Annotated in this window: 17 protein-coding genes; 13 read left to right on the top strand and 4 right to left on the bottom strand. The window is 76.2% G+C overall.

All coding sequences use genetic code 11. The features are described from left to right. The gene (locus ACZ7JZ_RS22695; protein WP_470942064.1) at positions 1 to 687 is read right to left on the bottom strand and encodes a GNAT family N-acetyltransferase; all 687 of its coding nucleotides are present in this window, start codon (positions 685 to 687) and stop codon (positions 1 to 3) included. A gap of 434 nt (positions 688 to 1,121) precedes the next feature. Between ACZ7JZ_RS22695 and nadE the strand changes: the two genes are divergently transcribed. After that, positions 1,122 to 1,952: an ammonia-dependent NAD(+) synthetase gene (gene nadE / locus ACZ7JZ_RS22690; protein WP_470942062.1), complete on the top strand. Its 831-nt coding sequence runs from the start codon at positions 1,122 to 1,124 to the stop codon at positions 1,950 to 1,952. 82 nt (positions 1,953 to 2,034) lie between these two features. On the opposite strand, the gene ACZ7JZ_RS22685 is transcribed toward nadE, so the two are convergent. Both ACZ7JZ_RS22685 and ACZ7JZ_RS22680 read right to left on the bottom strand, forming a co-directional pair. Continuing rightward, complete coding sequence (locus ACZ7JZ_RS22685) at positions 2,035 to 2,460, bottom strand: universal stress protein (RefSeq protein ID WP_470942060.1); 426 nt, start codon at positions 2,458 to 2,460, stop codon at positions 2,035 to 2,037. Between the two features lie 6 nt (positions 2,461 to 2,466). After that, positions 2,467 to 3,972, bottom strand: coding sequence for an APC family permease (locus ACZ7JZ_RS22680; RefSeq protein ID WP_470942057.1), 1,506 nt, complete (start codon positions 3,970 to 3,972; stop codon positions 2,467 to 2,469). Positions 3,973 to 4,182: 210 nt separating this feature from the next. Between ACZ7JZ_RS22680 and ACZ7JZ_RS22675 the strand changes: the two genes are divergently transcribed. The 3 genes from ACZ7JZ_RS22675 to ACZ7JZ_RS22665 all read left to right on the top strand — a co-directional run bounded on the left by ACZ7JZ_RS22675 (position 4,183) and on the right by ACZ7JZ_RS22665 (position 8,160). Further along, complete coding sequence (locus ACZ7JZ_RS22675; protein WP_470942054.1) at positions 4,183 to 5,655, top strand: DEAD/DEAH box helicase; 1,473 nt, start codon at positions 4,183 to 4,185, stop codon at positions 5,653 to 5,655. 174 nt (positions 5,656 to 5,829) lie between these two features. Next, positions 5,830 to 6,720 carry a YhjD/YihY/BrkB family envelope integrity protein gene (locus tag ACZ7JZ_RS22670; protein ID WP_470942051.1) on the top strand — a complete coding sequence of 297 codons (891 nt, stop codon included), beginning with the start codon at positions 5,830 to 5,832 and terminating at the stop codon, positions 6,718 to 6,720. 102 nt (positions 6,721 to 6,822) lie between these two features. After that, positions 6,823 to 8,160, top strand: coding sequence for a hypothetical protein (locus tag ACZ7JZ_RS22665; RefSeq protein ID WP_470942049.1), 1,338 nt, complete (start codon positions 6,823 to 6,825; stop codon positions 8,158 to 8,160). Between the two features lie 98 nt (positions 8,161 to 8,258). On the opposite strand, the gene ACZ7JZ_RS22660 is transcribed toward ACZ7JZ_RS22665, so the two are convergent. Next, a complete protein-coding gene (locus tag ACZ7JZ_RS22660; protein ID WP_470942046.1) occupies positions 8,259 to 8,678 on the bottom strand; it encodes a DUF7144 family membrane protein in 420 nt (139 codons plus the stop codon). Between the two features lie 231 nt (positions 8,679 to 8,909). Between ACZ7JZ_RS22660 and ACZ7JZ_RS22655 the strand changes: the two genes are divergently transcribed. The 9 genes from ACZ7JZ_RS22655 (at position 8,910) to ACZ7JZ_RS22615 (ending at position 20,410) form a co-directional block, all read left to right on the top strand. Further along, on the top strand, positions 8,910 to 9,410 hold the full coding sequence (locus tag ACZ7JZ_RS22655; RefSeq protein ID WP_470942044.1) for a ribonuclease FAU-1 family protein: 501 nt from the start codon (positions 8,910 to 8,912) through the stop codon (positions 9,408 to 9,410). A gap of 88 nt (positions 9,411 to 9,498) precedes the next feature. After that, positions 9,499 to 12,417: an FAD-binding and (Fe-S)-binding domain-containing protein gene (locus ACZ7JZ_RS22650; RefSeq protein ID WP_470942042.1), complete on the top strand. Its 2,919-nt coding sequence runs from the start codon at positions 9,499 to 9,501 to the stop codon at positions 12,415 to 12,417. Positions 12,418 to 12,429: 12 nt separating this feature from the next. Next, positions 12,430 to 13,602, top strand: a complete 1,173-nt coding sequence (locus tag ACZ7JZ_RS22645) for an MFS transporter (RefSeq protein ID WP_470942039.1) — start codon at positions 12,430 to 12,432, stop codon at positions 13,600 to 13,602. A 358-nt stretch (positions 13,603 to 13,960) separates the two neighbouring features. Beyond that, positions 13,961 to 14,677 (top strand): phosphoribosylaminoimidazolesuccinocarboxamide synthase, encoded by a 717-nt coding sequence (locus tag ACZ7JZ_RS22640; RefSeq protein ID WP_470942036.1) that lies wholly within the window; start codon positions 13,961 to 13,963, stop codon positions 14,675 to 14,677. Beyond that, positions 14,670 to 15,419, top strand: coding sequence for an SDR family oxidoreductase (locus ACZ7JZ_RS22635; protein ID WP_470942034.1), 750 nt, complete (start codon positions 14,670 to 14,672; stop codon positions 15,417 to 15,419). Before ACZ7JZ_RS22640 ends, ACZ7JZ_RS22635 begins: the two co-directional genes overlap by 8 nt. Positions 15,420 to 15,454: 35 nt before the next feature. Next, the gene (locus ACZ7JZ_RS22630; RefSeq protein WP_470942030.1) at positions 15,455 to 15,979 is read left to right on the top strand and encodes a hypothetical protein; all 525 of its coding nucleotides are present in this window, start codon (positions 15,455 to 15,457) and stop codon (positions 15,977 to 15,979) included. After that, a complete protein-coding gene (locus ACZ7JZ_RS22625; protein WP_470942028.1) occupies positions 15,976 to 17,178 on the top strand; it encodes an MFS transporter in 1,203 nt (400 codons plus the stop codon). Before ACZ7JZ_RS22630 ends, ACZ7JZ_RS22625 begins: the two co-directional genes overlap by 4 nt. Continuing rightward, complete coding sequence (locus ACZ7JZ_RS22620) at positions 17,175 to 18,119, top strand: HAD family hydrolase (RefSeq protein ID WP_470942025.1); 945 nt, start codon at positions 17,175 to 17,177, stop codon at positions 18,117 to 18,119. Before ACZ7JZ_RS22625 ends, ACZ7JZ_RS22620 begins: the two co-directional genes overlap by 4 nt. Positions 18,120 to 18,214: 95 nt before the next feature. Further along, positions 18,215 to 20,410, top strand: coding sequence for an alpha/beta hydrolase family protein (locus tag ACZ7JZ_RS22615; protein WP_470942023.1), 2,196 nt, complete (start codon positions 18,215 to 18,217; stop codon positions 20,408 to 20,410). Positions 20,411 to 20,521: the final 111 nt, after the last annotated feature.

Below are 20,521 nucleotides of genomic sequence, written 5' to 3'. Positions count from 1 at the left end.
TCAGGCCATGATCATCCGGCTGAGGGCGGCGGGGGAGACCGCCGAGGGCGCGATCCGCAGCTGGAGGATGGCCCGCACGGCCGGCCACTCCTCATCGAGGATCGAGTAGAACGCCGTACTGCGCACGGCCCCGTCGAGCCCGCGCGAATGGGCCCGGCGCACCCCCTCGCAGGTGGCGCCGATCCGCTCGATCGCCGCGCGCGAGCGGGTGTTGCGGGCGTCGGCCCGCAGCGAGATCCGGCGCACCCCCCAGGTCTCGAAGGCGTGCCGCAGCATCAGCAGCTTCGCCTCGGCGTTGATCCCGGTGCCCTGGGCGCTCTGCGCGAGCCAGGTGTTGCCGATCTCCGCCGCGTCGGGCACGGCGGTGGCCGGATCCCCGTAGGGCACGCCCGGCACGCAGGGCCACACGAGCGGGCCCTGCCAGTAGTCGAGTTCGAGGAACCGGGTCGAGCCGACCACCCGGCCGTCCGCGGTGCGGACCACCGCGAAGGGCAGGCAGCGGCCCGCGTCCCGGTCCGCGAGGGCACGGGCGATGTACTGGTGCGCCGCCTCCGGGCCCTGGGGCACCGGAGTGAAGGCATAAGTCGTACGATCCTCCGCGCCGGCTTCGGCGAGTGCCTCTGCGTGGTGCGCTGCGAGGGGCTCCAGCCGCACGCAGCGGCCGGTGAGGACTACGGATACGGGCACGGAGCCTTCGGTCCTTTTGGGAGTCGGAACGCCTCCCACCGGGTCACGGCTGAGGCTGGTGGGACAGTGTGCGACAGCCGCACCTCCGAGTGGGAAAAGAGAAGGTAAAGGGCGGCGGTCAACCAGGTGAAACCCGGCGATCGGGCCCGTGCCGAACGGCCCTGCGGGGGCCTCGGCGCGCCCCCTTCCGCGACCCCGCTCGCGGCCCGCCGCCGACCCCTTCCGCGAGCCCCTGCACGACCCCGCCCGCCGCCCCCCGCGGGGCCCTTCCGAGAGGACCGCCGGGGCGGCCTCCCGGCCCCCGTCCGTTCCCCTGCCGGCCCCCCGTCCGCCGACCCCTTCCCGGCCCCGGCGGGCCCCGGGTGCTCCCGTAGAGTCGGATGCGTGCGGCACGCACGACGGAACGACCCCCACGACCCCCCGAGGAGCACCCCGTGACCGACGCGGCGCCCACCGACCTGCAGCAGGAGATCGCCCGCGAGCTCCAGGTGCCCGACCAGTTCGACGCGGACGCCGAGATCGAGCGCCGGGTGGCCTTCCTCGCCGGCCGGCTCACCTCCACCGGGCTGCGCTCCCTCGTCCTCGGCATCAGCGGCGGGGTCGACTCCACCACCGCCGGCCGGCTCTGCCAGCTCGCCGTGGAGCGGGCCCGGTCCGCGGGCCACGAGGCGGTCTTCTACGCGATGCGCCTGCCGTACGGGGTCCAGGGCGACGAGAAGGACGCCCAGCTCGCCCTCTCCGTCATCGCCGCCGACCAGGTGCTCACCGTGGACGTCAAGCCCGCGAGCGACGCGGCCCTGGAGGCCTCCCGCGCCGCCGGGGTGGCCTTCCGCGACGCCCACCACGAGGACTTCGTCCACGGGAACATCAAGGCCCGCCAGCGCATGATCGCCCAGTACGCCGTCGCGGGCGCGCACGACGGCCTGGTCGTCGGCACCGACCACGCGGCCGAGGCGGTTTCCGGATTCTTCACCAAGTTCGGCGACGGCGCCGCCGACCTGGTCCCGCTCACCGGCCTCACCAAGCGCCGGGTCCGCGCCCTCGCCGACCGGCTCGGCGCCCCGGCGGAACTGGTCTGGAAGACCCCCACCGCAGACCTGGAGACCCTCGACCCGGGCAAGCCCGACGAGGACGCCCTCGGGGTCACGTACGACGACATCGACGACTTCCTGGAGGGGAAGCCGGTCGGCGGGGCGGCGTACGACGCGATCGTGCGCCGGTACCGGATGACCGAGCACAAGCGGCAGCTCCCGATCGCCCCCTGACACACCGCCGCACAGCGCGGCGCACCACGCCGCACGGCGCGGCGCGCCCGGGCCCCGCGGCCCGGGCGCGGCCGTCCCCCGCTCAGCCCTCCGGCGGCTCCGTCGGCACGCACAGCACCGGCAGCGGGGACAGGTGCAGCAGCTTGTGCGGGGTGGAGCCGAGCAGTGCCCCGCGGATCGGGCTCTCCCCCCAGCTGCCGACCACGATCACCCGGCCGCCGTGCCGCTCCGCGGCCTCCAGCAGGGCCTGCGCCGGCCGGGCGTCGACGATCTCCACCGCCGTGGGGACCCCGGCCTCGTCGGCCGCCTCCACGGCCCGGGTGAGCGCACTGCGCCCCGCCTGCCGCACGGCCTCCTGGTGCGAGCGGTACTCCTCGCCGACCCCGCCCGGGGCGGCCGCCCCGAAGACCAGGACCAGCGGCTCGCCGAAGGCTGCCGCCACCTCGATCGCCACCCGCAGCGCGCGCTCCGCGCCGGGCGATTCGTCGTACCCGAGGACCACGGACATCGCCGGTCACCCCTCGTGTTCGCGGCCGCGGTGCACGAGGGCCGGATCGGCCACCCCGCGGCGCTCCTGCCAGTAGACGCCGGACCTCAGCCGCCAGAACAGCATCACGAGCACGCCGGTCACCAGGATCCCGATGCCGATCACCAGCGGCGGCCCGAGCCCGAACCACGACACCCCGCTGTACGAGTTCTCCGGGTCGCCCATGTCGACGACCGACTCGACGAGCAGCCAGGCCAGCAGGGCCGCGCCGACCACCGGGCCGACCCCGATGAGCAGGAAGTTGTGCAGGCTCTCGGTCAGGTGCCGGCGGTAGTAGATCGCGCAGGCCAGGCCGGTCAGCGCGTAGTAGAAGGCGATCAGCAGGGACAGGGCGGTCAGCGAGTCGAAGAGGGCGTTCTCGCTGATCCGGTTCACGACCAGGTACCAGGCGATGGCGATGCCGGCCACCCACCAGGTGCTCACGTCGGGGGTGCGGAACCGCGGGTGGATGTGCGCCAGCCCGTCCGGCAGGGCCTTGCGGCGGGCCATGGACAGGGCGGTGCGGGAGGCCGGGATGATCGTGGTCTGGGTGGAGGCCAGGGCCGAGGTGCAGACCGCGAGCAGCACCACCCAGTCCCAGCCGCCCATCACCTCGTGGGCGAGGACCGCGAAGACCGCCTCCTCCTCGGCGGCGTTGTCCGCGAGGAAGGCGGGGCCCGCGTACGCGACCACGGCGATCCCGACGGACAGGTAGGTGACGAGCAGCACCACCGTCGACCAGAGGCCTGCCTTCCCGGGCGCGGTCGCGGAGTCCTCGACCTCCTCCGTGAGGTTCACGGCGGACTCCCAGCCCCAGTAGATGAACACGCCGAGGAGGAGCCCGCCGGTGAGGGCGGCCCCGCCCGCGCCGAAGGGGTTCAGCCAGTGCAGGGCGGGTTCCACGGAGTCGGCGGTGCCGGTGCCCGCGTACACCTTGCCGATCGCCACCAGGGCGAAGACCAGCAGGAAGAACACCTGGGCGAGGATGAGCACGTCCTGGAGCCGCGCCGACATCTCGGTGCCGATCACACACACCGCCGTCATCACGAGGATCACGAGCACGGTGAGGGACTGGCGGATCCACTCGTTCCCGGCGGCCCCGTCGAGGCCGACGGCCAGCAGCCCGAACCGCACGGCCACGTCGGCGAGCGAGCCGATCACGAGCACGCCGGTCATGGCGATGGCCCAGCCGCCCATCCAGCCGGCCCAGGGGCCCATGGCCCGGGTCACCCAGGAGAAGGTCGTACCGCAGTCCTGGTCGACCTTGTTCAGGTAGTAGAACGCGGCCGCGATCAGCAGCATCGGCACGAACGACGCCAGCATCACCCCGGGGGCGTAGATCCCCACGAGCGCCACGATCGGGCCGAGCGCGGCGGCCAGGGAGTAGGCGGGCGAGGTGGAGTTCAGGCCGATGACGAGTGCGTCGAGGAATCCGATCGCATCGGCCTTGAGCCCCTCGGTCTGCGGGGCGCCCTCCGCGCTGTCCTCGCTCATGTAGGCATCGTGCGGCACCGGGGGGCGGCGCGCACGGCGGGGCGGGGGAGCGGCGGCCGCTGACCGGGGGCCGTACCGCGCCGGTGCGGCCCCGCCCCCGGTCGGCGCTGCCGCGGCGGGCCGGGCCGGCGGGGCCCGGTCGGCTAAAATGACCGCTTTACGGCCGCACGGGGATCCGCTCGCCGCGCGCGACACGAGGATGGTTCTTCCGTGGACGGCTCCGCCCGTACGAACGACCCCGCCCGTACGAACAGCCCCGCTCCTGCGGAGGACCCCGCCCGTACGGAGGACCCCGCTCCTGCGGACGCCCCCGCCGCGACCCCGGCTGGTGCGCCCGGGGCCCCCGCAGCCTCCGCCACCTTCGAGGCGCTGGGCCTGCCCCGGCCGCTGCTGGACGTGCTCGCGGCCCGCGGGGTCACCGCCCCCTTCCCGGTCCAGGCGGCCACCCTGCCGAGCGCCCTCGCGGGCCGGGACGTGCTGGGCCGGGCCCGCACCGGCTCCGGCAAGACCCTGGCCTTCGGGCTCGCCCTGCTCGCCCGTACGGCGGGCCGGCGGGCCGCGGCCAAGCAGCCGCTGGCCCTGGTGCTCGTCCCCACCCGCGAACTGGCCCAGCAGGTCGCCGGGGTCCTCACCCCGTACGGGGAGGCCCTCGGCCTGCGCCTGGCCACCGCCGTCGGCGGGCTGGCCCTGAACCGGCAGGCCGCGGCGCTGCGCGAGGGCGCCGAGGTGCTGGTCGCCACGCCCGGCCGGCTGGCCGACCTGGTCGCGCGCCGCGACTGCCGGCTCGACGCCGTGGCCGTCACCGTGCTCGACGAGGCCGACCAGATGTGCGACCTCGGCTTCCTGCCGCAGGTCACCGAGCTGCTCGGGCTGGTGCGGCCGGGCGGGCAGCGGATGCTGTTCTCCGCCACCCTCGACGGGGACGTGGACCTGCTGGTCCGCCGCTACCTGACCGATCCCGCCGTGCACTCCGTCGACCCGGCCGCCGGGGCCGGGGCCGGCGGCGCGACGGAGCACCACGTGCTGCACGTGCACGGCGCCGACCGCTTCGACGCGGCCGTCCGGATCGCCTCCCGCGAGGGCCGCGTGATCATGTTCCTGGACACCAAGCAGGCCGTGGACCGCTTCACCCGGCTGCTGAAGGACAGCGGGGTGCGCGCGGCCGCACTGCACGGCGGCAAGTCCCAGCCGCAGCGCACGCACACCCTGGAGCAGTTCCGCACGGGCGCGGTCAGCGTGCTGGTCGCCACCAACGTGGCCGCCCGCGGACTGGACATCGACGACCTCGACCTCGTGGTCAACGTGGACCCCCCGGCCGACCCCAAGGACTACCTGCACCGGGCCGGGCGCACCGGTCGCGCGGGCGGCACGGGCACCGTGGTCACCCTGGTGACCGCCGGGCGCCGCCGCGAGGTCGCCGCGCTGATGGCCGAGGCGGGCATCCGCCCGCAGAGCACCACGATCAAGCCGGGCGAGGCCGAGCTGGCCCGGATCACCGGGGCGAAGGAGCCTGCGGGCGGCGCCCCGGGTGCCGGCGGCTCCGGCGGCAAGGGCAGGAAGCAGCCCGAGCTGGGCTTCAAGGGCATCGGATCGCGCCCGGGCAAGCAGCCGTCGCGGCGGGCCTCGGAGGCCCGCCAGGCCGCCGAGGCCCGCCGGGCCGCCCGGGTCCGCCGCGGGAAGTAGCCGGGGGCCGCATCCCCCGTACGGGCCCCCGCCGCTGGCCCGCGCGCCCGCCGTCCCGTCGAATGGCGGGGACCGCGCGCGCCGGCGGCCGCGGCGGCCCGTCGGGCGGTCCGGGCCGGCGCGGGCGCCCGGGACCGCGGGTGCGCAGGCGGCACGGCCGGGACGGGAGGCGCGATGGCGTGGACGGCCCGGGTGCGGGCCCTGCGGGCCGGGGCCGAGCGGCGCTTCCCCGTGCTCACCGAACTCGCCGGCCGGCTGGCGTCCGGGAACCTCCTGGAGGCGGGCACCCGGCTGGCGGCGCAGGCCTTCCTGGCCGCCGTACCCCTGCTGTTCGCCGTGGCCGCCTTCGCCCCGCTCGCCGTGCGCGACCAGCTCCGGGACTCGCTGCGGGCCGTGTTCGGGCTCGCCGGGGCCGCCGACCAGCAGCTGCAGATGGTCCTCGACGGGTCCGCCGACGAGACCGTACGGGAGACCAGCGGCGCCGTCGGCCTCCTGCTGGCCCTCGTCTCGGCCACCAGCTTCAGCCGGGCCATGGCCCGGATCTGCGAGCGCGCCTGGCAGCTGCCCAAGGCGAAGACGCGCATCGCCGCCTGGCGCTGGCTGGTGTGGCTGCTCGCCCTGCTGCTGTTCCTGCTGTTCCTGGGCCCGGTCCGCAGCGGATTCGGGGCCGGCCCGTGGCTCGGAACCGTGCTCTCCTTCCTCGCCGGCACCGGGCTGTGGCTGTGGACCCAGCACCTGCTGCTCGCCAAGCGCGTGCCCTGGCTGCCCCTGCTGCCCGGCGCCCTGCTCGCCGCCGGATCCCTCACCGCCCTGGCGCTGACCGCCCGCCTGTACATGCCGGCCGCCCTCGACCGGGCCCTCGCGGAGTACGGGGCGCTGGGGCTGGTCCTCACCCTGCTGTCCTGGCTGATCGTGATCAGCGCCGCGCTCGCCTTCTCCTTCACCACCGGCGCCGTCCTCGCCGCCCGGCCGCTGCCGAGCCGCTACCTGGGCCGGGTGGAGCACCCGCGGGCGCCCGGGGCCCCCGAGTCCCCTGGAAACCCGCCGGCGCCCCCGTCCGGCTGACCGCTCCCGGCCGGCTCACCCGAACGGCGCGCCCTCCTCGCGGGCCGGGCCGGGTGGGGATTCGCTGGCCGGAGACGAGGCTCCGAACAGCAGGAGGTGCCGGTGGACGCCGACGACCAGCCCCGGGCCCGCGGGGACGCCCTCTCGGACGCACGGGAGCTCGCGGAGCTGCGCGCCCGCGTGGCGGTGCTCGAAGGCTCGCGGCCCCGGCCGCCGCGCCACCGCGGCCGCTCCCTCCTCTCCGCCGTGCTCATCGTCTTCGCCGCCCTGCTCGCCCCCCTCGGGATCGTGGCCTCCTGGGCCTCCGCCGAGGTGGGGGACACCGACCGCTACGTCGAGACCGTCGCCCCCCTGGCCGCCGACCCCGACATCCAGGCCGCCGTGGCCGACCGGGTCACCGGCGCGGTGATGTCCCGGATCGACCTCCAGGCCCTGCTCACCGGGGTCGCCCCCGCCGAACGCCCGCTCGCGGAGAAGGCCCTCGGCAAGCTCGGCGACTCCCTCGAAGGGGCCGTCGGCAGCTTCGTCCGCGACCGGGCGGGGGACTTCACCGCCTCCGACGCCTTCGCCACGGTATGGACGGAGGCCAACCGCCGGGCCCACGCCGCCGTGGACAAGGCCCTGACCGGCAGCGGCGGCGGGGCCGTCCGGCTGGAGGGGGACACCGCCACGCTCGACCTCGGACCCGTGGTCGAACAGGTCAAGCAGCGGCTCGTCGACGGGGGACTGGCGGCCGCCGGGCGGATCCCCGAGGTCAGCACGGACATCACACTGGTGCGGTCCGAGCAGATCGGCCGGGCCCGGACGTACGTGCGCCTGCTCCAGGCGGCCGGCACCTGGCTGCCCGTACTCGGCCTGCTGTGCGCCGCCGCCGGGGTGCTGCTGGCCGTACGCCGCCGCCGGGCCCTGGTCGCCGCGGGCCTCGCCGTCGCCGCGGGCGCCCTGGTCCTCGGGCTCGGACTGCGGGTCTTCCGCGTGGTCTACCTCGACGCCCTGCCCGCGGAGGTCTCGCAGGCGGCGGCCGGTTCCGTCTACGACGCGCTCACGCACTTCCTGTCCACCACCGTGCGGATGGTCGTCGCCCTCGGCGTGCTCGTCGCCCTCGCCGCCTGGCTCACCGGCTCCGGCCGCCGCGCCGCGCTGGTCCGCGGGCTGTGGACCTCGGGCATCGGGGCGGTACGGGCCACCGCCGACCGCGCCGGCCTGCGCACCGGGCCGGTCGGCCCCTTCGTGCGCCGCCACCGGGCCTGGTTCGTCTGGGGCCTGACCGCGGCAGCCCTGCTCGCCTACCTGCTGTGGGACTACCCGACCGGCTGGGTGGTGGCCGCACTGGCCCTCTGCCTGCTCCTCGCCCTCGCGGTGGTGGAGTTCCTGGCGGCGGAGCCCGCGCAGGCCCCCGGGGACCGGGAACCCGCCGCACCGGCGCACCCCCGCGCCTGAGCCCCGCAGGACCGGGACCAGGACGGGACCACGACCGGGGCCCGCCCCGATGTGGGGGCGGGCCCGGGTCGCCTTCCGGACGCGCAGGGGCTCCGGGGTCAGGCGCCCTTCGCCTCCGGGTCGTACAGCGCGAGCGCGGCGATCACGAACACGTCGATGGCCAGGACGAACAGCGACCACAGGGGCGCGTACGGCAGGAACATGAACTGGAACACCAGGCTGATCGAGGCCAGGATGATGCCGGTCACCCGCGCCCAGCCGGCGCCCTTGAGGATGCCCCAGCCGGCGAAGACGGCCAGGATGCCGAGGACCAGCAGGATCCAGCCCCAGCCGGTGAGGTTGATCCGGTAGATGTAGTCGCCTACGCGTGCGTAGACGTCGTCCTCCGCGATGGCGGCGATGCCCTGGAGCACGGCGATCACGCCGTTGCAGAGCATCAGGACGCCCGCGAAGGTCACGCCGCCGACCACCCAGCCGCTGTTCGCGGCGGGGGGAGCATGAGTGGGTTGCTGGGTCACGGCCGTCACCTTCCTGTGGTGCGGTGCGGCGCTGCCCACCGGGCCGCCGCGGCCTTGTCCCTCCACCCTTGGGCCGTCCGGGTCCCGGTGCCGACCGGTGCTCGGCCATCCGGGTGAACCGGCGGGGCCCGGCCGGTTTGTCCCGCGGTTGGCCAAAATGATGATCGTCATCCGCCGCCCGCGCCGATACGATCACCGGGCACGGAAAGCGGCACGAGGACGGGGCGTGACATGCGGCAGCAGGCGGACGTGGTGCTCACCAAGGCTGGCCGGGTCAAGATCCGCTACTCGGCGGAGCTGCTCTCGGACGACGGCAACCGGATCTCGGTGCGGGCCCCCTGGTCCGCCCCCGGGGTGCGCGACTTCGGCTTCGTGCGCTTCGAGCCGGGCGACGTGTTCGTGGAGCACTACTGGCGCGACCGCTGGTACGCCGTCAAGGAGGTCCGCGACGGCTCCGGCACCCTCAAGGGCTGGTATTGCGACATCACCCGCCCCGCCGCGGTCCGCGAGGACGCCGGCGCGGACGGCGCCGCGGAGATCCTGGTCGAGGACCTCGACCTCGACCTGTGGGTTTCGGCCGACCGGACCGAGGTGCTGCGCCTCGACGAGGACGAGTTCGAGGCCAGCGGCCTCGCCCGGACCGACCCGGAGGCCGCCCGGCAGGCGGTGGCCGCCCTCGACGAGCTGGAGCGCCGGGCCAAGGACGGCACCCTGCCCGGACCCACCGGCTGACCCCCCGGCGGCAGCGCCGCCCGGCAGCGGCCCCGCCCACCGGGCCGCCGCACCGGGCCCCGCCCCGCCCCGACCCGACCGGAGAACCGTGGACGAGACCTTGCGGGTGCCGCCCGAACCGGACCCCGCGGCCGTGGCCCGGGCCCTGGCCGCGGCGGACTGCGGGGAGGTGGCGGCCGACCCCGGCAGCCGCGCCCGGTACTCCGCCGACGCCTCCAACTACCGGCGGATCCCGCTGGCCGTGGTCTTCCCGCGGGAGCGGGCGCACGTGCTCAACGCCCTCGCCGCGTGCCGCCGCCTCGGCGTCCCGGTCACCGCCCGCGGAGCCGGGACCAGCACCTCCGGGCAGGCCGTCGGCGCGGGCGTGGTCCTCGACTTCTCCCGCGCGTACAACCGGCTCCTCGCCCTGGACCCGCAGGCCCGCACGGCCACCGTCGAACCGGGCATCGTCCTCGACGCACTCCAGGCCGCGGCGGCCGGCCACGGGCTCCTCTTCGGCGCCGACCCCTCCACGCACAGCCGCTGCACCCTCGGCGGGATGATCGGCAACAACGCCTGCGGCACCCACTCCCTCGCCTGGGGCCGCACCTCCGACAACGTGCTCGAACTGGAAGTGGCCACCTACCGCGGCACGGTGGTCCGCCTCGGCCCGATGACCCGCGCCGAGATCGCGGCGGCTGCCGCCGCGGACGACGACCGCGGCCGGCTCGTCGCCGCCCTCGCCGCCCTCGCGGACGGGGGACTCGCCACCCTGCGCACGGAGTTCGGCCGCTTCCCCCGCCAGGTCTCCGGCTACGCGCTGGAACACCTCCTGCCCGAGAAGCAGTTCGACCTCGCGCGGGCCTTCGTCGGCAGCGAGGGCACCCTCGGGGTGGTGCTATCCGCCACCGTCCGCCTCACCGAACCTCCCCCCGCCCGCACCCTCGTCGTCCTCGGCTTCGCGGACTCCGGCGCCTCAGCCGACGCCGTGGTCCCCCTCCTCGCCCACCCGCTGCTCGCCCTGGAAGGCCTCGACGAGTCCCTCACGGACATGGTCACCCGGCCCGCCACCCGCGCCGCCGTCGAGGCCCTGCCCCCCGGCCGGGCCTGGCTCATCGCCGAACTGGGCGCAGCGGAAGCCGAACTGCCGGACCTGGCCGAGGCCCTGCTGGCGACCGCCCGGCAGGCCGGGGGCTTCCTCGGCAGCCGGATCGTCGGCGACCCGGCCGGCGCCCGCCTGCTGTGGCGCATCCGCGAGGACGGCGCCGGACTCGCCACCCGCCGGGCCGACGGCTCCGAGGCCTGGCCCGGCTGGGAGGACGCCGCCGTACCGCCCGCGCAACTCGGCCCGTACCTCAAGGAGTTCCGGCAGCTCATGGACCGGCACGGCCTCAGCGGGGCCGTGTACGGGCACTTCGGCGAGGGCTGCCTGCACGTCCGCATCGACTTCGACTTCGAGACCGAGGAGGGCACCGCCGCCTTCCGGGCCTTCGGCTCCGAGGTCTCCCGGCTCATCGCCGCCCACGGCGGCTCCCTGTCCGGGGAGCACGGCGACGGGCAGGCCCGCTCCGAGTTCCTGCCCGCCATGTACTCCCCGGCCGCCATGGACCTGATGCGCCGGTTCAAGGAGGCCTGGGACCCGGACGGCGGGCTCAACCCCGGGGTCATCGTCCGCCCGCTGCCCGTGGACGGGGACCTGAAGGTGAGCCCCCGCCGCCCTTCCCTCCCGCTCGCCACCGCCTTCGCCCACCACGCCGACGGCGGGGACTTCACGAAGGCCGTCCGCCGCTGCGTCGGCGTCGGCAAGTGCGTGACCTCCACCGCCCACGGCACCGGCGTCATGTGCCCCAGCTACCGGGTCACGCACGACGAGAAGGACTCCACCCGCGGCCGCGCCCGCCTCCTGTACGAGATGACCCAGGGCGAGGTCGTCACCGGCGGCTGGCGCTCCCCCGAGGTCCGCGAGGCCCTCGACCTGTGCCTGTCCTGCAAGGCGTGCAGCACCGACTGCCCCGTCGGCGTCGACATGGCCGCGTACAAGGCGGAGTTCCTCCACCACCACTACAAGGGCCGCCTCCGGCCCGCCCCGCACTACAGCATGGGCTGGCTGCCCCTGCTGTCCCGGGCCGCCTCCCGGGCCCCCGCCCTGGTCAACTCCGTCTTCGGCTCCCCGCTGGCCCCGCTGGTCAAACGGCTCGGCGGGATCGCCCCGGAGCGCGAACTGCCCCGGTACGCCGACCGCACCTTCCTCTCCTGGTTCCGCCGCCGCACCCCCGCCCCCGAGGGCCCGCGCGGCCCCGTACTGCTGTGGGCCGACTCGTTCAACAACCACTTCTCCCCGGAGGTCCTGCGCGCCGCCACGGCCGTCCTGGAGCACGCCGGGTTCACCGTGCAGGTCCCCGACGGCACCCCGTGCTGCGGACTCACCTGGATCACCACCGGGCAGCTCGACGCGGCCAGGCGCACCGCCCGGCGCACCGTCTCCGCCCTTGCCCCCGCCGTCCGCGCCGGCCTGCCCGTCGTCGGCCTGGAACCCAGCTGTACCGCCGCCCTGCGCACCGACCTCCCCGAACTCCTCGGCCGGGAGACGCAGTTCGCCGAAGACTCCCGGGCCGTGGCCGGCGCCGCCGTGACCCTCGCCGAACTCCTCGCCCGGCGGGCCCCCGACTGGGAACCCCCCGCCCTCGAAGCCCGCTCCCTCAGCCAGACCCACTGCCACCAGTACGCCGCCGGCGGCTCCGGCGCCGAAGCCGCGCTCCTGCGCCGCATGGGCGTCGACAACACCGAAGCGGGCAGCGGCTGCTGTGGACTCGCCGGCAACTTCGGCTTCGAACGCGGCCACTACGAGGTCTCCGTGGCCGTGGGGGAGCAGAAGCTGCTCCCCGCCGTCCGCGCCGCCGACCCCGCCACGCACATCCTCGCCGACGGGTTCAGCTGCCGGACCCAGATCGCCCAGCGGACCGACCGCCGGGCCGCCCACCTCGCCCAGCTCATCGCCGGAGCGCTGCCCCAGGCCCCGGCACCCTGACAAGGACCGCGCATGCCCTATCTGCACATACTCCGGCGTCCCTCGGTGTTCCGGCTGCTCACCGGCAGCTGGGTGGGCCGGCTCCCGTCCGCGATGGCCGCCCTGGCCGTGCCCCTCGCCCTGCGCGAGGCGGGCGCCCCGTACGGGTTCGTCGGCCTCGCCGCGGGCACCTACGCCCTCGCCGCCGCCGTCGGCGCCCCCTTAGTCGGCCGGCTCGTCGACCGCCGCGGCCAGACCCTCGTCCTGCTCGCCACGGCCCTGCTCGCCGCCGCCGGGTTCATCGCCATCGCCCTCGCCCCCGACCAGCGGGCCCTGGTCCTCCTCGGCGCCGCCGTCGCCGGGGCCGCCACCCCGCCCCTCGAACCCTGCCTGCGCGCCCTGTGGCCGGATCTCGTCCCCGCCGAGGACCTGGAGTCCGCGTACGCCCTGGACTCCAGCGCCCAGGAACTCGTCTTCGTCGCCGGCCCCCTGGTCGTCGCCGGCACGGTCGCGGTCCTCGAACCCACCGCCGTCCTGTGGGCCCAGGCCCTCCTCGGCATCGCCGGCGTCCTCGTCCTGGCGGGCTCCGCCCCCTCCCGCCGCTGGAAGGCCGCCACCCGCTCCACCGACTGGCTCGGCCCGCTGCGCGAACGCGGCCTCGTGCTCCTGCTCGTCTGCCTCGGCGGGGTCGGCTTCGCCATCGGCACCCTCAACATCACCGTCGTCCACTACGCCGAGCAGCGCACCTTCCCCGGCGGCGCGCCCGGACTCCTCGCCCTGCACGCCGCGGGCTCCCTGGCCGGCGTACTCGCCTACGGCGCCCGCCGCTGGACCGCTCCGCTGCCGCAGCGCGCCCGCATCCTGGCCCTCGGCCTGTTCGCCGGGTACGCCCTGCTGGTCCTGCTGCCCCCGCCGCTGCTGATGGCCCCCCTCATGGTGCTCACGGGCCTCTTCCTGGCCCCGCTGCTGGCCACCACCTTCATGCTCGTCGGCGAACTGGCCCCGCCCGGCACCACCACCGAGGCCTTCTCCTGGCTGATCACCCTCTTCGCCTCCGGCACCTCCCTCGGCTCCGCCCTCACCGGCGTCGTCCTCCAGGGCCACGGCGCACACTGGGCGGCCGGCTGCGGGGCGCTCGGGGTCACCGTCACCGTCCTGCTGCTGCTCGCGGGCCGCCGCCGGCTCACCCTCGCCGTCGCCGCCTGAGACCGCCCGGCGCGGGTCCCGTTGCGACCGCGCCGCGAACCCTGACTGACCACTCAATTCCGGCCATCCGTAAGGGAGTTGAATGGACCTGCTCACACCCCGGCGGGCTGTTGACGATCTCTCAGAGGCCCGACTAGGGTGATTTTCCGTGAGGCCCGGACCCCCTGTGCGGGGCCGGCCGAGTCTTCTCTTCCTCACTCACGTGTATCGCGTGCGAGTCCCTCCGTCGGCCAGGCGTGCTGTAGCCACCTGTCACGAGGCCCGGAGGCGAACGGTGCAGCGCGGCCGCCCGCACCCACGGGCTGCCGCCCCTCCCTTCCCACGGGTCCGCGCCCTGCGGGCCAGAATGGAATGCGGCGTGCATATCGACGTGACGGACGTGATGTCCCGGGAGCCCGACGTCAAGGGCCGGAGCAAGAAGGTGTGGCGGCTCGACGGGCAGACCTGCCTGGTCGAACTCATCCCCTCGCTCAGCAGCTTCACCTTCAACCGCAACGAACTCGTCGACGGGACGGCCGAACTGCGGCTCGACTTCTTCGAGCACGTCTCCGGGCGGCTGGCCGCCGAAGGGGTCCACACGGTCTTCCGCGAGCGCACCGGCCCGATCACCTACCTCGCCGACTACCGCCCCTCCGGGCCCTTCGAGGTGATCGTCAAGAACCGGGCCACCGGCTCGACCACCCGCAAGTACCCCGGCCTCTTCACCGAGGGCCAGGTCCTCGACCGGCCCGTGGTGAAGTTCGACTACCGCACCGACCCCGAGGACCAGCCCATCGGCGAGGACTACCTGCGCCTCCTCGGGCTCGACGTGGACGCCCACCGCGAGGCCGCGCAGAAGTGCAACACGGTGCTGCGCGGACTCCTGGAGCCCCTGGACCTCTGGGACTTCTGCCTGATCATCGCGCCCGACCCGGAGCGCGGGCTCGTCATCAACTCCGAGATCTCCCCGGACTGCATGCGGCTGCGCTCCGCCGCCGGAGAGTGCTACGACAAGGACCTCTTCCGCCAGGGCGTGGCCGGGGACGAGATCGTCAAGCGGTGGACCGAGCTGATGCGGATCATCACCCGTGGCTGAGGCCGCGGCCGCAGCCGGGCCCCCGGCCGCACCCGCGGCCGGGCGGACCGCCCTGGTGACCGGCTCCAACCGGGGCACCGGGCGGGCCATCCGGCAGCGGCTCACCGCCGACGGGTTCTCCGTACGCTGCCTCAACCGCAGCTCCTGCCCCGACCACCGGGACCCGGTCACGGCCGATCTGGCCGACGGGCGGGCCGCGTTCGAGGCCGCGGGCTCGGTCCTCGCGGACCTCCCGGCCCGCGGCGGCCGGCCCGCCCTCGACCTGCTCGTCCTCAACGCCGTCACCCGCGGGCTCGGCCGGGTGGACGGGCTCGCCCCCGAGGTCTGGGACGAGGCGGTGGCGGTGAACCTCACCGCCAACCTCCGCGTCATCCAGGCCGCCCTGCCGGCCCTGCGGGCGGCCGGCGGGCACATCGTCCTGATGGGCTCGCACGCCGGGGACCGCCCCTTCGAGGGCGGCATGGCCTACTGCGCGACCAAGGCCGCGCTGAAGTCCATGGCGGAGGTCCTGCTGATGGAGGAGCGCCCGCACGGGGTCCGCACCACCCTCCTCAACCCCGGCGCCATCCGCAATTTCGACGACGACTTCTCCGAGCTGAAGATGAGCACCGAATCGGTGGCCTCGGTCGTGTCCTGGGTGGTCTCGGCCCCCGCGGACACGGTGCTCGGCGAGGTCGAACTGCGCCCGGCCCGGCTCGGCACCCCGCCCGCGGTCGGCTTCGAACGGCTCCAGCACGTGTGAGCCGGCTGCACCGACTACCCGATGGGAGCGTGGCGATGGCGCCGCACACCTTCACCACGGCCTGGAACCCGCACACGGGAACCCTGGAGGCCGTACGGACCCGGGGCGGAACGCCCGGCACGCCCCCAGGGGCACCGGCGGGGAGGCCCGCGCCGCCCGCCGCCCCGGCTTCCGGCCGGCCTTCCGGCCCGCCTCCCGCGGCGGCCGGGGAGACCCCCGTCGGCTTCCGCGCGGTGGCCTCCGTCGGCTTCGGCCCCGGCGGCCGGGTCTGCGCGGTCGACGTGCGCGAGGTCCCGGACGCCGTGGCCCCGGCCCTCCCCGCCCCGTCCCGGCGCGGCGGGGAGAGCGTCGGGTTCGCCTGGCTCGACAGCGGCTGGCTGTGGATCCCCCTCACCGGCGACCGCCCGGAGCGCCACCGCTCCGGCCTCGCGGACGTCCGCATCCGGCTCGACGCGGACTCCGTGACGAGCCTGTCGCTGCACTTCGTCACGGCGCCGGAGACTGGTAGCGGCCCCGAAACCGTCCCCGACTCCCGCACCGACCTGGAGAACCGCACGTGAGCTACGCGGCACTGCTGCGCAGGCCGTCCGTCCCGCACGCCCTCGGCGGTGCGCTCATCGGGCGGCTGCCCACCGCCATGACGGCCCTCGCCATGACCCTCGCCCTGCGCGCCCACGGCGCGGACTTCCGCTTCGTGGGGCTGGCCACGGCGGTGCTCGCCGTGGCGGGGGCCGTCGGGGGCCCGGTGCTCGGCCGCATGGTCGACCGCTGGGGGCAGACGTACGTCCTGCTGGCCAGCGCCGCCCTGTCCACCTGCGGCATCCTGCTGATCGCCCTGGCCCCGGCCGTCCGGCCCGCCGTCCTCGCCGGGGCCGCGCTCGCCGGGGCGGCCACCCCGCCGCTGGAACCCTGCCTGCGCGCCCTGTGGCCCGTACTCGTCGGGCAGGAGAACCTCCAGCGGGCCTACTCCCTGGACGCCGCCGCCCAGGAGCTCGTCTTCATCGGCGGCCCCCTGCTCGTCTCCGCGACCGTCGCGTTCGGCCCGCCCGAGGCGGCGGTGGTGCTCTCCGCCGCCCTGTGCCTGGGCGGGGCCGTCGTCATGGCCACGGCCCGCCCCTCCCGGCAGTGGCGCGGCACACCGGGCGCCCGGAACTGGCTCGGCCCGCTGCGCAGCCGCGCGCTCGTGCTGCTCTTCCTCGGGCTGGCGGGGGCCGGTACGGCCATCGGCGGCCTCAACATCGTCGCCGTCGCCTACGCGGAACGCCACCCGCTGCCCGGCGGGGCCGGCACCCTGCTCGCCCTGTCCGCCTGCGGCGCCCTCGCCGGCGCCGTGCTGTACGGGCGCGGGAACTGGCGCGCGGCCCCCACGGCGCAGGCCGTCGGCTTCGGCGCCGGGCTCAGCGCCACGTACCTGCTCGTCGCCCTGATGGCCCCGCCCGCGCCGATGGCGCTGGTCTGCCTGTCCACCGGGTTCTTCCTGTCCCCGCTGCTCGTGGTGGCCTTCACGCTGGTCGACGCGCTCGCCCCGCAGGGGACCGTCACCGAGGCCTTCGCCTGGCTGATCACCCTCCTGACCACGGGCACCGCCCTCGGGTCGGCCCTCGCCGGAGTGGTCCTCGCAGCCTCCGGCCCCGGCCCGGCGGCCGCCTCCACGGGCCTGTGCGCCCTGCTCGGCGTGGTCCTGCTGGCCCTGTGCCACCGCCTCCCGGAGACCGCCCCGCGCCCGCCCGCCACCACCTCCGAACCGGCCGACCGGTGACCGGCACCCCGGAGCACACCCTCCCGGCGGGAGCGGGAGCCGGACCGGGAGCCGGAGCCGGAGCGGCCGGGGAGAGAGGCGCGGGCGCGGGGGCGGCCGACCCCGGCGCGATCCGGCTGCTCGCCTGCGATCTCGACGGGACCCTCCTCGACTCGGGCGGCAGCCTGAGCACCGGGGTCTCCGCGGCCCTGCACCGGGCCCGGGAGGCCGGGATCTCCCTCGCGGTGATCACCGCCCGCCCGCGGCGGGACGTGCCCGCCGAGGTGGTCCGCCGGATCCCCGCCGCCGCCCACTGGGCGTACAGCAACGGCGCCGTGGTCCACGCGCCGGGCGCGGACCGCCCGAGCCGGGTGCTCGGCTTCCCGCCCGGGGCGGCGGTCCGGCTCGTGCACACCCTGCGCGCGGCCTCGCCCGGCTGGTCCTGCGCCCTGGACCTGGCCGACCGCACGGTCACCCTCGACCCCTTCCCGCGCGAGGCCGCCGCGCACTGGAACGACGTGGTCCACCTCGGGCCCGGCGAAGCCCTCGAACCGCCGGCCGGCCGGGTGCCGAAACTCCTCGTGCACACCGGTGCCGGCGGCGGCCCCGAGGCCGTGGCCGCCGTACAGCGGGCCGTCGGGACCGGGGCCGCGGCCACCGCCTCCGGGGGCCGGTTCGTGGAACTCGTACCGCCCGGCGGCGGCAAGGCCGGTGCGCTGCGGCTGCTGTGCGAGGCGCTCGGCACACCACCGGCGCAGGCGGCGGCCGTCGGGGACGGCCTCAACGACCTCCCCATGCTCGCCCTGGCTGGACTGGCCGCCGCCCCCGCGAACGCGCCCGCCGAGGTGCGGGCGGCCGCGGACCTGGTCCTGCCGTCGAACGACGAGGACGCCGTCGCCGCGCTCGTCGCCCACCTCCTGGCCGGCCGCCGGCCGCCGACGCCCGCGGACCCGGGGCACTGACCCCGGCGCGCAGGCCCGCCCGCCCCGCGCCGGTGGTCCGCGTCCCTGCGTACGCCCGTACGCCCCGTACCCCTGCCGCCGTACGAGAGGAAGCCGTGAACGAGCACGCCGAGCACGCCGGGGGCGGGGTACCCGCCGTGGCCGCGCCCTACGGCAGCTGGCCCTCCGCCCTCCGCGCCGAGGACGTGGCCCGCGGGGCCGCCCTCCCCGAGTGGCTGGACTTCGTGGGCGGCGAGGTGTGGTGGACGGAACCGCTCGCCGAGGACGGCGGGCGCAGCGCCCTGATGCGGCGCGGCCCGGACGGGACGCCCGAGGAGGTGCTGCCGCCGGGCTGGGACGTCCGCAGCAGGTTCAACGAGTACGGGGCCAGGCCGTGGATCCCGCTCCCGCCGCCCGCCGCGGGAGGTGCGGCGGGTGCGGCGGAGACGGCCGCCGGGCCCGGACCGGGCATCGCCTTCGTGCACTGCCCCGACCAGCGCGCCTACCGCTGGCACCCCGGCGGCGACCCCGTCCCCCTCAGCCCGCAGGGCCCGCCCGGCGCACTGCACCGGTACGCCGACTTCGCCGTCCGGGGCGCCGAACTGTGGTGCGTACGCGAGGTGCTGGCGGATCCGGACCCCGGTCCGCAGCCGGATGCGGCGGCGGACCCGTCCCCGCGGGTCCGGCGGGAGCTGGTGGCGCTGCCGCTGGACGGCAGTGCGGCCGAAGACCCGGCTGCGGTAAGGGTGCTGGCTGCCGGACACCGCTTCCTGACCGGACCCCGCATCGCACCCGGCGGGGACCGCGCCGCCTGGCTCGGCTGGGACCACCCCGACATGCCCTGGGACCGTACGGACCTGATGGCCGCCGCCATCACCCCGGCGGGGGAGCTGGGGCCCCCGGTCCGGGTCGCGGGCGGGCCCGGCCGGTCGGTGGCCCAGGCGGAGTGGGCCGCCGACGGCAGCGGGCGGCTGTTCGCCGTGACCGACCCCGACGGCTGGTGGAACCTCCACGAGGTGGACCTCGGGGACCTGCCCGGCGCCGGCGCCGGACCCGCAGCCGGCGGTGGCGGCAGCCGCCCCCTGTACCCCGTCCCGGAGGAGTTCGCGGAGGCCCTCTGGAAGCCGGGATCGCGCTGGTTCCTGCCCCTGCACGACGGCAGCCTGCTCGTCCTCCACGGCACGGGCTCCCGCCGGCCCTCGCTCCTCACCGCCGACGGCACCCGGACCCCCCTGGACCCCGGCGGCCCGTACACCGAGTGGCAGGCGCCCGCCACCGACGGCCGCCGGATCGCCGCCGTGGCCTGCGGCCCGGCCCACCGCCCGACGGTGCTCCTCCTCGACCCGTATGCGGCGGACCCCGCGCCACCGGCCGGGACGGCGGAGGGCACCCCGCCCGTACCGACACCCGTACCGGCACCCTTACCCGCGCCGGCCCGCCCGGCGCCGTACGGCCCCGCCCGCCCCGAGGTCCTGCGACCGCCCTCCCGCGCGCACGCCGAGCTGTGGCCCGCACCCTTCCGCAGGACCTACGAGGGGGCGGCGGGGGAGCCGGTGCACGCCCACGTCTACCCGCCGCACCACCCCCGCCGCCGGGGCCCGGAGGGCGAACTCCCGCCCTACGTCGTCCTGGTGCACGGCGGCCCCACCAGCCGCACCCACCTGGCCCCGCACCCGCACATCGCCTACTTCACCAGCCGCGGCATCGGCGTGCTCGACGTCCAGTACGGCGGCTCCACCGGCTACGGGCGCGCCTACCGCGACCGGCTGCGCGGCAGCTGGGGGCTGGTCGACGTACGGGACTGCGCCACCGCCGCCCGCGGGCTCGTCGCCGACGGGCTCGCCGACCCGCACCGCCTCGCGATCCGCGGCGCGAGCGCCGGCGGCTGGACCGCCGCCGCCTCCCTGATCGCCGAACCGGGGCTCTACCGCGCCGCCGCCATCCACTTCCCCGTACTCGACGCGGAGACCTGGCAGTCCACCACCCACGACCTCGAATCGCGGTACGCCGAGACCCTGATCGGCCCCTGGCCGCAGAACCGGGCGGAGTTCCGGCGCCGCTCCCCGGTGCACGGCGCCGCCGCCATCCGGGCCCCCTTCGCGCTCTTCCAGGGCACCCGGGACGCCGTCTGCCCGCCCAGCCAGGCCGAACGGCTGCTGGCGGCACTGGCCGGATCCGGGGTCGAGCACACCTACGAGGCCTTCGAGGGGGAGGGCCACGGCTTCCGCAGCGCCGCCGTGGTGGCCCGTACCCTGCGCACCGAACTCGCCCTGTATGCGCGGGTGTTCGGCTTCACCGCCGATCCCGGATAGCAGCCGCGCGCCCGGCCGGCTGTCACATCCGGACGGCCTCGATCGTCTTCCACTCCGGGTGAACACCGCGCCGCCGTGGCCTACCGCACGGGCGCACTCACGGAAGAGAAG

The sequence above is a fragment of the Streptomyces sp. NPDC038213 genome (assembly GCF_055600495.1).
This window is presented reverse-complemented; position numbering and strand designations above follow the sequence as displayed.